This window comes from Blautia wexlerae DSM 19850 (assembly GCF_025148125.1).
GTDB lineage: Bacteria > Bacillota > Clostridia > Lachnospirales > Lachnospiraceae > Blautia_A > Blautia_A wexlerae.
Genome location: NZ_CP102267.1, coordinates 4,000,567 through 4,013,238 on the forward strand (window position 1 = coordinate 4,000,567; position 12,672 = coordinate 4,013,238).

A 12,672-nucleotide genomic window follows, 5' to 3' on the forward strand; every position below is an offset into this window, starting at 1 on the left:
TTCTCTGCCTAATTTATGAAAGGAAAGTTTTATGAACGTATTATTAGTTGATGATGACCGCTTTGTTGTAGCGGCCCTTGAGAAAAAAATAAACTGGGAGCAACTAACAGTCACAGAAGTACTCACTGCTTTCAATATCCGTCAAGCTCAGAAAATCATAGAAAAAAACTCCATCGATATCTGTGTTTGCGATATCGAAATGCCCGGCGGTTCTGGTCTTGATCTTCTTTCCTGGGTCCGGGAATCAGGAAAAGAAATACAATTTATTTTCCTGACCAGCTATGCGGATTTTGATTACGCAAAAAAAGCTATCGAACTGTCCTCCCTCGATTACCAGCTAAAACCTATAGACTTTGATACTTTATCCCATATTCTGGAAAAAGCAGTTTCTAAAGTCAGAAAGAATGCTGCGCTCACCCAGACAAAAGCAGACAGTCAGAAATGGAAAGATAATTACCGCTATATTGTAGATTTATTCTGGAAAGAACTTTTTGCCACCACTCTGTTTCGTGAACCTTCTCTTCTTGAAACAGAATTAAGAAAAAAAGATCTTTCCTATACAGCAGATGACCTCTTCATTCCTGTTTTGTTCCGGCTTTATCCACTCTCCGGCCAGATAATGCCCATGGAGTCTTCCATGGTAGATTTTTCTTTCCAGAATATTACAGCCGAAACCTTTCAGAAATCCTGCATTCTCTATGAGTCTATAGTGATACTGAACACCTTTGAATACGTTGTCATACTTTCTGGATTGCAACTGGAACAAATCCGTCAGCCATTTACAGAAAATCTACTAACACTGTTCAAAAATCTTCAGAGTTTTCTGCACTGTGAAATTGCATGCGGCATTGCACCAGAGGTTTCCCTGACAGAACTGCCTGAAACTCTTACCAGACTACGTGAAATGAGAGAATCCAACCTTAACTCCGTAAATAAACCACTTTTTCTGCAAGATTTTGTTCCCAGCACAACTTCCTACATCCCTCCATCACTGGAAGTAATCAATACTTTTCTGGAACAAAAACAGGCAGACGCAGCTTTACAGAATATCGAAAATTACCTGTCCAAATACATTCAGGCCAGTGGTATCACCAAAAATTTTCTTCTGCATCTGAGACTTGATATCGAACAAATTGTTTTTTCCTATCTACATAAAAACGGAATCGAAGCACACACTCTATTTTCTTCAGAAGAAAGAGACGAACTGATCACAAAATCTCTGGACGCTGTACCATATATGTTTAATTATCTGCGCTATCTGATACAACGCGCCGTAGAATACAATAGCTTCGTCAACGAAAAAGACTCCGTCGTTGATATTGTACTCAACTATATCCATCAGCACTACTCCGAAGATATCTCACGTACCATGCTGGCTGATATGGTTTATCTCAATCCAGATTATCTGGCACGACTTTTCAAAAAACAAACGCAGACCTCTATCATCAATTACATCACCACCTATCGGTTAGAAAAAGCAAAAGAGCTTCTGCTCAACCCTGACATCCCGGTTGGAACAGTTGCTTTGAAAGTCGGCTATGGAAATTATTCCTACTTTTCCAAACTGTTTAAAGATGTGGTCGGCTGCACCCCCAATGAATATCGAAAAAAATAAAAAGGTTCTTTCTACGGTATAATTTAGAGGGGCTGTCAAACTGACATCCCCTCTGTATCTATTCTATTTTATTCCTTATGCACTTTCAGAAATTTCATAGTAATTTCCGTTCCACTTCCTTCTTCACTTCTCAGCACAATACTTCCATTCAAAGTGCTGACCGCATGCTTCACAATAGAAAGTCCCAGTCCGGTACCTCCAATCTCTTTGGAATGACTTTTATCCACTCTGTAAAATCTCTCAAAAACTCTATCCTGATCTTCCTTTGGAATTCCCACACCTGTATCCTTGACTACAATCTGTATCTCATGTGCAGTCTGAGTCAGAAAAATGCTTACACTTCCATCATTTCGGTTATACTTAATGGCATTATCGCAGACATTATAAACTGCCTCTTCCAGAAGTGTCCGAACTGCTTCCATCTTCATACTGTCCCCACAGATATAAAGATGCACATTCATGCTCTGTGCTTTCTCCTTCAGACTTTCAAAGGCATTCTTACAAACCTGATAAACATCCACCAGTTCCCAGGTGTAGGATGTTTTTTCCTCGTCAAGCTGGGAAATCTGGATCACATCCTCAACCAGCTGAAGCAGTCTCTGGGATTCCTTATAAATACGCCCTGCAAACTTGGGAATATCCTCACATTTCACCAGACCGCCCTGCATGATCTCCGCAAATCCTGAAATAGAAGTCAGAGGAGTCTTCAGCTCATGAGAGACATTTGCCGAAAACTCTCTCCGCAGATTCTCCCTCTCAAGCTTCTCTGTCACATTCACAAGCAGGATCACAGCACCTTCTGTTTTTTGTCCACGTACCACAGGATTGGCAATCAACTGGATATCGCTTCCATTTAATTTCAATATCAGTTCCGCATGTTCTCCGCTGAGAACCTGCTCGATCGCATGTCTGAAATCTTCCGCACGATCCAGACAGTAAACACTTTCTCCCTGACATACTTTATCTACCCGGAACAGATTCCATGCACTGGAATTGGCAGAAAGAATCATGGTATACCTATCAATCACGATCAGACCTTCCTGCATATTTTCTGTAATAAGAGAGAATTCTTCCTGCTGCTGTTTTGCCAGTTCCAGCTGCTTCTGGATTTGCCGGTTCTGTTTATGGATTTTACCTAAAAGCGGAGAAAGCTCCTCGTAAATCTTATTCTCCTCCGGATGCTCCAGATCCAGCTCATTCACAGGTTTTACGATCCTTTTTGATATCACAGATGCCATGATTCCTGATAGAATCAGCATCAGAAATAAGAGTCCACATAAGGGAAGAAGAAGATTTTCAACCAGTGCCAGCACAGAATCCTGAGTGCCTGAAACTCTCAGCACAGTTCCATCCTTCAGACGCAGTGCATAATAAATTGTTTTCTCAGAAAGTGTATCCGAATACCTGGAACATTCTCCTGCACCATATTTCTCTGCTTTCTGAAATTCAGTTCTGTTCTTATGATTTTGCATTTCATCTGCATCAGCCTTATTATCAAAAAGCACAGTTCCATCCTTATTAATATAAGTAATCCTTGAGCTCTTATCCTTTACATTCTTCAGATAATCTGTTCCCTGCTGCTCCACACCATATGCCAGATAAGCAGCTTCCTTAGACAGCTCTTTGCGCATCTGTCCGTCAAAATTGCTGTAAAGGATTCCCATTACAGCAGCCAGTCCCACAGTCAGAACCAATGCACATACAAACATTATAGATTTAAAGATTTTTTTTGTCACTTCTCTTCACTTCCCCTTTTTATTTAATACCTCAGGCAGATATCGGTCTCCGATTGAGATATATAATAACTCAAATATCCGCAAACGGTTCCCGCCTGCGGATATAAAAAGCCCTGCTTCCAAATAATTATATTCAAAATCAGAGACTTTCTCTATTCAATTAATTATTCAGATAATCCTGATGCTCATTATTTCTGTGCTGTCCTGTGATGGAATATTCTACCCATTCAGCAATATTCACTGCGTGATCACCAATACGTTCAAAGTACTTTGCAGTCATAAGAAGATCCAGCCCTGTCTTGGCATCCAGATTTCCTCCGTAAATCATATCTGCAAGCTTCTCTTTGATCTCATTAAATGCATCATCCACCACATCGTCTCTGTCAATGACATTTCTGCACAACTCCAGATCACTCTTTACAAAAGCATCCACACTCTCAGTTACCATACGCACAGTGTCCTCCGCCATCTGTGTGATAGTCTCCGGAATCGCAGTAGTATTCTTTGCAACATACAAAGACAGATCTGCAATATCTGCTGCCTGGTCACCGATACGTTCCATATCAGAAACCATCTTCAATGCTGCAGATATCTCTCTTAAATCTCTTGCAACCGGGTGCTGATGAAGCAGAAGACTCAGGCACAGATTCTCAATCTCTCTTTCTTTGGCATCAATATCTCTGTCCGTCTCAAAAACCTGGCGGGCAATCTCTTCATTCTGCACCTTCTGGATTGCTTTTGCAGAGAATGAAATTGCTTTCTCACAATAGCTTCCCAGTGTGATAAGCTGAACGTGCAGTTCCTCCAGCTGTCTTTCGAAATACTTTGACATAATCAACCAAACCTTCCTGTAATGTAATCCTCTGTACGCTTGTCAGAAGGCATAGAGAACAGTTTATCAGTATCATCAAATTCAACTACTTCTCCCAGAAGGAAGAAAGCTGTTTTATCAGAAATACGTGTAGCCTGCTGCATATTATGAGTTACCATAACAATGGTATAATCCTTCTTTAACTCCATCGCCAGCTCCTCGATCTTGGAAGTTGAGATAGGGTCAAGTGCGGATGTAGGCTCATCCATCAGAAGTACCTCCGGCTGAACTGCCAGTGCTCTGGCAATGCAAAGTCTCTGTTGCTGACCACCGGACATACCCAGTGCGCTTTTCTTTAATCTGTCTTTTACTTCATCCCAGATTGCCGCATCGCGGAGAGATTTTTCTACAATATCATCCAGTTTAGACTTGGAACGGATTCCATGGGTTCTCGGTCCATATGCAATGTTATCATAAATACTCATAGGGAAAGGATTAGGCTTCTGGAATACCATTCCCACTCTTTTTCTCAGAAGATTCACATCCATATCTCCGTAAATATCTTCACCGTCAAGCTGTACCTTACCGGTGATCACACATCCCTCAACAAGGTCATTCATACGGTTTAAAGATTTCAGAAGTGTAGATTTACCACAGCCACTCGGCCCGATAAAAGCTGTGATTTCTTTCTCCGGAATTGCCATGTTTATATTCCTCAGCGCATGAAACTTTCCGTAATGTAAGTTCATATTTTCAACTGTTATTTTTTCATTTCCACTCATTTTTCTTATCCTTTCGCAATTCGTTTGGCAACTGCTCCGGACAGGAAATTGATTACAAGAACAAATGCCAGAATAACAACTGCTGTTGCAGATGCCTGATTCATATGAAGGCCCTCACCTGACAGCACATACATATGAAGTGCCAGAGTACGTCCGGAACCCATCAAGTTCTTCGGTACCTCTGCAACTGTACCTGCTGTATAAATCAGGGCTGCTGTTTCGCCGATCACACGTCCGATGGCCAGGATCACACCTGCCAGAATACCAGGTACTGCTGATGGCAGAACAATGGTGAAGATGGTACGAAGTTTACCTGCTCCAAGTCCAAAGCTGGCTTCACGATAAGAATCAGGAACAGATTTCAGGGCTTCTTCCGCAGTACGCATGATCAGAGGAAGAATCATAATTACCAATGTGAAAGCACCGGACAGAAGAGAAAGTCCCCAATGCAGTGCTGTTACGAAAAACAGCATACCGAAAAGGCCATATACAATAGAAGGAATTCCTGAAAGTGTTTCTGCTGTAATACGGATCACATTTACAAGCTTACTTCCTTTTTTCGCATATTCTACCAGATAGATGGCTGCAAAGATTCCCAGCGGTGCTGCGATTACAAGTGAAACAACCGTCAGGATGAATGTGTTGATCAGAGAAGGAAGTAAGGAAAGATTCTCTGAATTATAAGTTAAACTGAACAAGTCTGTTGACAGATACGGTACGCCCTTGACCAGAATATATCCGATCAGAAAGAACAGTAATGCAAATGTCAGGACTGCACCTAAAAGGGTAAGCAATGCAAGAACACCTGATCCCGGATGCTTAATATATGCCTTCATCTGATCTGAGAAAGAAGACTCATTCTGCTTTTTTTCTTTGGACAAATCAATTGCCGCTGCTGTATCAATTTGCATGTTCTGCCCTCCTGTTCAGTAAAGAAAGACTCAGGTTAATGATAAGAATAAAGATAAATAACACAACTGCTGTTGCGATCAGAGCTTCTCTGTGAAGACCTGTTGCATAACCCATCTCAGTGACGATATTTGCAGTCATTGTACGGACACCTTTCAGGATTCCCTGTGGCATTCTCGGCTGGTTACCTGCAACCATTACAACTGCCATTGTCTCACCGATCGCACGACCGATTCCAAGTACTACTGCTGCCAGAATACCTGATTTTGCTGCCGGAAGCATGACAAAAAAGATGCTTCTCTCCTTGGTTGCTCCCAGTGCCAGTGAACCTTCGTAATAACTCTCAGGTACGCTGCGGATCGCAGATTCCGTAACTCCGATGATAGTCGGCAGGATCATCATTCCAAGCAGAACACAGGCTGCCAGCATACTGGTTCCTGTTCCGCCGAAAATCTGTCTGATCAGAGGAACAATGAGAATCAGGCCAAAAAAACCATATACAATAGAAGGTACACCTGCCATCAATTCAATTCCTGATTTCAATGGTCTGTAAATTTTCTTCGGGCAGTAACGTGCCATAAAAACAGAAGTAAAGAGTGCAATCGGCACACCCAGGAGAATGGCACCTGCAGTTACATAGATACTTGCTACGATCATTGGAAGGATTCCAAAAATATCATTTGACGGCTTCCACTTTGTTCCCAGCAGGAACTTCAGCGGACCGATTTTCCCGATAGCCAGGACACCATTTGCAAACAGAAATGCACAGATCAGAAACACTGCCAACACTGAAGTACAGGCTGCGATCAGAAATACACATTTCATTGCTTTTTCTTTAAAGTGGTTCATTCATTACACCTTTCTTTCCCTGTATCAAAAATCATAACCTGTCACTTTTACAGTGATTCTGAAAATATGATTTTCAACATGCAAACAGCCCGCCTGCTGTACTATTTCATTCACAGGCGAACTGCTCTGAAACTAAATCTGTTACATTATTTAGCAAGATCTTCCCATGTAGTAGTCTCGCCTGTGTATACAGCCTTTACCTGATCGCTTGTAAGTTCATCAACATCATTGTCTTTGTTTACAATAACTGCGATACCATCTCTTGCGATAACTGTAGCTGTAAGACCAAGGTCTTTCTCTTCATCTTTCAGGTCACGGGATGCCATACCGATATCTGCTGTTCCTTCTGCTGCCATGTTTACACCTGTTGTGGAATCACTCTGCTGAACTTCTACAGTTACGTCTTTGTTTACTGCTTCATAGCCTTCTGCAAGTTTCTCCATAACCGGTGTTACTGAAGAAGAACCTGCAACTACTACTTTACCGGAAACTCCGTCTGCTGCTTCATAAGCCTTAGCATCTGCTGCTTCTTTGATATATCCGTTGTCCTCTACGATCTTCTGTCCGTCAGAGCTCATAATGTAGTTTACAAAATCCTTTGCTGCATCGCTTTCTTTATCAGATGTAAGGATGTTGAATGGACGTGCGATCTTGTAAGAATCATTGGAAACATTATCTACAGTAGCTTCTACACCGTCGATCTTAACTGCCTTTACTGTATCATCCAGAGAACCAAGTGAGATATAACCGATTGCATTTTCATCACCTGCAACAGTTGTCATCATAACAGATGTGCTGTTTGTTACACTTGCTTCATCTGTAGTCATATCTACTTTCTCACCGTCTTTTTCTTCTTCAATTCCAAACAGTTCTACGAATGCTCCACGTGTACCGGAACCATCTTCACGGGATACAACTGTGATGTCTCCGCTTGCTGCACTTACGATTGTTGTGAAAGCTGTTGCTCCGATAACTGCTGCTGTAAGGATTGTTGCGATTTTTTTCTTCATGATAATTTTCTCCTCTTCCCATGAGCCATGTTTTTAATATAAAGTGAAAGGCTCATTTCCTTTTTAATATCTTTATGTTTTATAACTTGTTGCCTCATTTACAAGTGCTATTATAGAAATCCAAAGTTAAATGTAAAACCACGCTAAAGTAAAATCTTTGTAAATTGAAAATTTTTGTGAAGGTTGTAAAAACAGGTTCAAGGTGCTATCATAAACTATATCTTCAAGTCCCCACCCACTGCTTATTACTTTTCGCAAGTCAAGCAGGGGACTTACTTGATTCGGTTAAAATTTATACACAGGAGGATTTTATATATGAAAAATTTAAGATGTGAAAAAGCAGTAGAAAAGAAACATAACGGCTATAACTGTGCACAGGCTGTGGCCTGTTCTTTCTGTAAAGAGGCATCTATGGATGAGGATACACTCAAAAAGATCACACAGGGATTCGGTGCAGGTCTTGGCACTATGGCCGGTACATGCGGAGCAATCTCCGGTGCTGCAGTTGTAGCTGGACTTATTAACCAGGACAAAGCCGGAACCTCTCAGACTGTCCGCTCTGTCATGAATCAGTTTAAACAGCAGAATGGAACTGTAATATGTAAAGACTTAAAGGGTGTGGAAACCGGAAAGGTAATCCGCTCCTGTGATGACTGTGTCAGAGATGCGGTGAAATTCCTGGAAGACGCATTAAAATCAGAAAATTGATTTCAGGCAGATATTCGCAATGCATAAATACCAACGCAAAAGGAGCTATGCACGTATAATGTGCATAGCCTCTTTTATGATTAGCTTGATTAATGCTCCCAGTTCCCAATTAATTTTATATCTGTAATTTACTTTCACTACTTGTTCACAGTCATCTGCTGTTCCTGAACTTTTTTTATTTCTTCCAGAGGCAAGTTCAACATCTTCGAAACTTCTTCTGGAGTTTTTCCACTCATGAGAGCCCCCAGAATCATTCCCTCATGACGGCCTTGCTGTATTCCTTGTTGCATTCCTTGCTGTATTCCTCTTTCATAAATCATATCTCCAAATCCTGTCATTTTGCTCGCCTCCTCCTGAAATGGTTCTGACCATTCTATATGTGAATATCTTTGTATTCTCTTTATATCACCAGTAAAAAGCCCTTTCAGATAATCAAATATTCCTTTTTCTTCTGTTTCTTTTCCCAGTCGGATTATAATTACTGTTAAGAGATCATAATCCTCCTCAGGTTCATCTGCTACCCCTATAATATCCTTCTTCGAAAAAGAGTATTCCGTCAATGTATTCTGCAGTTTCTTTGGCACATCCTCTGCACAGATCCATATGGAATAACATTTTTCCAACTTTGAATAATCTGTAGTCTGCGTAATAGTACTTAACTGAGATGAAAGGTCTCTGGCCACATAATATACTGCACGTTTTAATATAGGGTATGACGGATTACTTGGACGGTAGCTTTTCTGCGCTTCCATATCAATATGTAAATTCACTCTTATTTTCTCTGTAGATAACTTTGGATTTATTATTTTAAACCGAATATCAAACCTCACCAGTTTCTCCACAAGAGATGAGAGTTCACTGTCTTCTTTTGTTAATCTCAGATCCTTTTCTACATTTGGTATATCACTTACGAAATCATCTTTTGTAATAGAAGAAATGTCTAAGCACTGTAGAATTTCTTCCTGTGAGCACGTTTTAAACTCCGGCACTGTCATCTGCAAAATGGGAATGATAATCTCCTTATTGCTCATAAGTTGTTTCATTCCTGCATCATACTCCGCGCCAGTCACTCCGGACGTATATACGTCCATCTTCGTCTCATCACGCATGATTTCTCCTCTCCGGGGAACTGGAACTGTTTTTTCTTTTGTATATGGATATATTAACATGAAAACCTGAACCTTACAATTCTTCCATAACATTCTCTTGCAAAATCGCCCTTTCCAATTTATGATATATCTATCTGGAACAATAATGGAGGAAGTAATTACCTGTAAATAGTTACGATAAATCTATACGAGGAGAATGTCTATGAAAGTTTTAGTTTACCGCAAATGCAGTACCTGCATGAAAGCCCTGAAATGGCTGGACGAACACAATATCAATTATGAAGAACGGGCTATTAAAGAAGAAAATCCTACTTACGAAGAACTGAAGAAATGGTACGCAAAAAGTGGTCTTCCACTGAAGAAATTCTTTAATACAGGCGGAATGATCTATAAGGAAATGGGATTAAAAGATAAGTTAAAAGATATGTCTGAAGATGAGCAGCTGAAACTCCTTGCTACAGATGGAATGCTGGTGAAACGGCCTCTGGTAATCGGAGATGACTTTGTACTTACCGGATTCAGGGAGAAAGAATGGAGCGAGGCTATGCACATGTGATGTGCGCATAACCTCTTTTTTATAGCTTTCTTATCAATCTTTGCCACATAAAACAGAACAATCAAAAACTCCAGATATGACTGGGAACTTCTGGTTGCCGAAGGTGCTATTCATGCTGTCCGGCTGAAACAGAAATCCAAAACGAAACGAAAAAAATTGCCCAAGGAAATGATGGTGGCATTTGAATAACGAAGGAGTGAGATACATGGAACAATTATTGATTATTGAAGATGATATAGGGTTGAATCAGGGTTTAAGTAAAGCATTGAAAGCAGATGACCGTCAGATTATATCCTGCCATGATCTAAAAGCGGCAAGAGAGCAATTGCTTTGCGGTAGTGTATCCCTAATCCTGTTGGATATCAATCTGCCAGATGGCAGTGGGCTTGAGCTGCTCCGGGAAGTCAAGGAAAACATGCCCGGAGTTCCTGTTATTCTGCTGACTGCCAATGACACCGATCTGGACATCGTAGACGGACTGGAGAGGGGCGCTGATGATTACATTACCAAGCCCTTTTCTCTTTCGGTTTTGCGGGCAAGGGTGAATACCCAACTGCGAAAGCAAGCGTCAAACCATAAAAATGTATCGATCCATATTGATCTATTTCACTTTGACTTTGAGGCTATGACCTTTTATGTGGGAGATTCAAAAGTGGAATTGAGTAAAACAGAACAAAAATTACTGCGTCTGCTTGTTGAAAATCGTGGTCGAACCATGACCCGTGGAGACCTTGTCGACCGGATCTGGACAGATGGCGCAGAATATGTGGATGAAAATGCTTTGTCCGTTACAATCAAGCGTCTGAGGGATAAGCTTGGTGCACAAAAGTACATTAAAACCGTCTATGGAATCGGTTATAGCTGGGTGATAAAAGATGAATAAAACCGGCATTGTGATCATACTGCTGTGTTTTCTGGCGGCGGCAGCTGTTGTATTATGGGAGCGGAGAAAGGCCAGAAAAACGATGGAAGAAATCGAAAGGATGCTGGACGCTGCCATGACCGGTTCCTTTTCTGAAACCAATTTTGATGAAAGCCAGCTGTCTGCATTGGAAACGAAGTTTGCGCACTATCTTTCCGCCGCAGAAGCATCTTATCGAAATGTAGCGCAGGAAAAAGACAAAATCAAAACCTTGATTGCGGACATCTCCCACCAGACAAAAACGCCGATTGCAAACCTGCTGTTATACAGCGAGCTTTTGATGGAGGAAACTCTGCCTGCATCAACGAAGGCAAATGTGGAGGCATTGTACAAACAATCGGAAAAGCTGCGATTTTTGATCGATTCTCTCGTAAAGCTTTCCAGACTGGAAAATGGGATCATTTCACTCTCCCCTCAGCAAGCAGCGCTGCAGCCGCTGCTTGAAAGCGTAGTAGAACAATATGCCGCCAAGGCTTCTGAAAAAGGATTGTCTTTGCAACTGCAAGATACCAATGCTTTTGCTGTATTCGACTTCAAATGGACAGCGGAAGCGCTGGCTAATATCGTAGACAATGCCATCAAATATACAGAGCATGGCACAATCAGGATTTCTGCTGTAAGCTATGAACTGTTTGAAAGGATCGATATATCGGATACTGGCACAGGCATTTCGGAAAGTGAGCAAGCGAAGATATTTGCTCGCTTTTACCGCTCAAATAGTGTGCAGAAACAAGAAGGGGTCGGCATTGGCTTATACCTTGCCCGACAGATCATATCCGGAGAGGGCGGTTATATCAAGGTTGCTTCCGTTCCGGGAAAAGGAAGTACGTTTTCCATATTTCTGCCGAAATAACAACAATTCTATCAAAACTGTTAGATTTCATTTTCCGCCGGAAAGAATGTGGAAAGATTCCTATGCGATAATCTGTATGTATCAAAGGACCATTTCCTTTCATACATACAGATTTTTTCATGGAGGTACTCATTTATGGAAGTTTTACAGGCAAAAAACCTGAGAAAGATTTATGGCTCCGGCAATAACGCAGTTCATGCGTTGGATGGAGTTGATTTAAGTGTAAAGAAGGGCGAATTTGTTGCAATTGTCGGCACATCCGGCTCCGGCAAATCCACGCTGCTGCACATGCTGGGCGGGCTGGATCGCCCTACAAGTGGCACGGTCATGGTGGACGGACAGGATATTTTCTCCCTGAGGGAGGAAGCGCTGACCATCTTCCGCCGCAGGAAAATCGGCTTTGTGTTCCAAGCATATAATCTTGTTCCGGTGCTGAATGTGTATGAAAATATTGTTCTACCCATTGAGCTGGACGGTGGCAAGGTCAATAAGGATTTCGTACAGCAGATTGTACAGACACTTGGGCTGGATGATCGTCTGGATGCGCTGCCCAATCAGCTCTCAGGCGGTCAACAGCAGCGAGTAGCCATTGCCCGTGCGCTGGCGGCAGCACCCGCTATCATTCTGGCAGATGAACCCACCGGCAATCTGGATTCCAAAACCAGCCAGGATGTATTGAGCCTTTTGAAAGTCACCAGTCAAAAGTTCGCCCAGACAATCGTAATGATCACTCACAACGAAGAAATTGCGCAGATGGCAGACCGCATTATCCGTATCGAAGATGGTCGGATCGTCTCCCAGAACTAACGGGA

Annotated in this window: 13 protein-coding genes; 6 read left to right on the forward strand and 7 right to left on the reverse strand. The window is 41.8% G+C overall.

Translation table 11 applies throughout. The features are described from left to right. Nucleotides 1–31 precede the first annotated feature (31 nt). Nucleotides 32–1,615, forward strand: coding sequence for a response regulator transcription factor (locus NQ550_RS18490; RefSeq protein WP_025577751.1), 1,584 nt, complete (start codon nucleotides 32–34; stop codon nucleotides 1,613–1,615). Nucleotides 1,616–1,683: 68 nt separating this feature from the next. Here NQ550_RS18490 and NQ550_RS18495 read toward each other — a convergent pair whose 3' ends face one another. From NQ550_RS18495 to NQ550_RS18520, 6 genes are all read right to left on the reverse strand, one after another. Further along, the gene (locus tag NQ550_RS18495; RefSeq protein ID WP_025577749.1) at nucleotides 1,684–3,351 is read right to left on the reverse strand and encodes a sensor histidine kinase; all 1,668 of its coding nucleotides are present in this window, start codon (nucleotides 3,349–3,351) and stop codon (nucleotides 1,684–1,686) included. A gap of 160 nt (nucleotides 3,352–3,511) precedes the next feature. Next, nucleotides 3,512–4,183, reverse strand: coding sequence for a phosphate signaling complex protein PhoU (gene phoU, locus NQ550_RS18500; RefSeq protein WP_008705061.1), 672 nt, complete (start codon nucleotides 4,181–4,183; stop codon nucleotides 3,512–3,514). 2 nt (nucleotides 4,184–4,185) lie between these two features. After that, entirely contained in the window at nucleotides 4,186–4,944 is a 759-nt protein-coding gene (pstB, locus tag NQ550_RS18505; protein ID WP_008705063.1) for a phosphate ABC transporter ATP-binding protein PstB, read from the reverse strand. A 5-nt stretch (nucleotides 4,945–4,949) separates the two neighbouring features. After that, complete coding sequence (gene pstA, locus NQ550_RS18510; protein WP_008705064.1) at nucleotides 4,950–5,855, reverse strand: phosphate ABC transporter permease PstA; 906 nt, start codon at nucleotides 5,853–5,855, stop codon at nucleotides 4,950–4,952. Continuing rightward, a complete protein-coding gene (pstC, locus tag NQ550_RS18515) occupies nucleotides 5,845–6,702 on the reverse strand; it encodes a phosphate ABC transporter permease subunit PstC (RefSeq protein ID WP_025577747.1) in 858 nt (285 codons plus the stop codon). Before pstC ends, pstA begins: the two co-directional genes overlap by 11 nt. A gap of 146 nt (nucleotides 6,703–6,848) precedes the next feature. After that, entirely contained in the window at nucleotides 6,849–7,712 is an 864-nt protein-coding gene (locus NQ550_RS18520) for a substrate-binding domain-containing protein (RefSeq protein WP_008705068.1), read from the reverse strand. 315 nt (nucleotides 7,713–8,027) lie between these two features. Here NQ550_RS18520 and NQ550_RS18525 point away from each other — a divergent pair, with 315 nt between their 5' ends. Then, nucleotides 8,028–8,420, forward strand: a complete 393-nt coding sequence (locus tag NQ550_RS18525; RefSeq protein ID WP_020993177.1) for a C-GCAxxG-C-C family protein — start codon at nucleotides 8,028–8,030, stop codon at nucleotides 8,418–8,420. A gap of 137 nt (nucleotides 8,421–8,557) precedes the next feature. Here the strand turns inward: NQ550_RS18525 and NQ550_RS18530 are convergent, their stop codons facing one another. Further along, a complete protein-coding gene (locus tag NQ550_RS18530) occupies nucleotides 8,558–9,409 on the reverse strand; it encodes a hypothetical protein (RefSeq protein WP_144137355.1) in 852 nt (283 codons plus the stop codon). 316 nt (nucleotides 9,410–9,725) lie between these two features. On the opposite strand from NQ550_RS18530, the gene NQ550_RS18535 reads away from it, so the two are divergent. The 4 genes from NQ550_RS18535 (at nucleotide 9,726) to NQ550_RS18550 (ending at nucleotide 12,667) form a co-directional block, all read left to right on the forward strand. Continuing rightward, nucleotides 9,726–10,085 (forward strand): arsenate reductase family protein, encoded by a 360-nt coding sequence (locus NQ550_RS18535; RefSeq protein ID WP_025577743.1) that lies wholly within the window; start codon nucleotides 9,726–9,728, stop codon nucleotides 10,083–10,085. A gap of 205 nt (nucleotides 10,086–10,290) precedes the next feature. Then, entirely contained in the window at nucleotides 10,291–10,968 is a 678-nt protein-coding gene (locus NQ550_RS18540; RefSeq protein WP_020993179.1) for a response regulator transcription factor, read from the forward strand. 82 nt (nucleotides 10,969–11,050) lie between these two features. Then, nucleotides 11,051–11,860 (forward strand): sensor histidine kinase, encoded by an 810-nt coding sequence (locus tag NQ550_RS18545; RefSeq protein ID WP_330366401.1) that lies wholly within the window; start codon nucleotides 11,051–11,053, stop codon nucleotides 11,858–11,860. Between the two features lie 135 nt (nucleotides 11,861–11,995). Next, nucleotides 11,996–12,667, forward strand: coding sequence for an ABC transporter ATP-binding protein (locus NQ550_RS18550; protein ID WP_025577740.1), 672 nt, complete (start codon nucleotides 11,996–11,998; stop codon nucleotides 12,665–12,667). Nucleotides 12,668–12,672 lie beyond the last annotated feature (5 nt).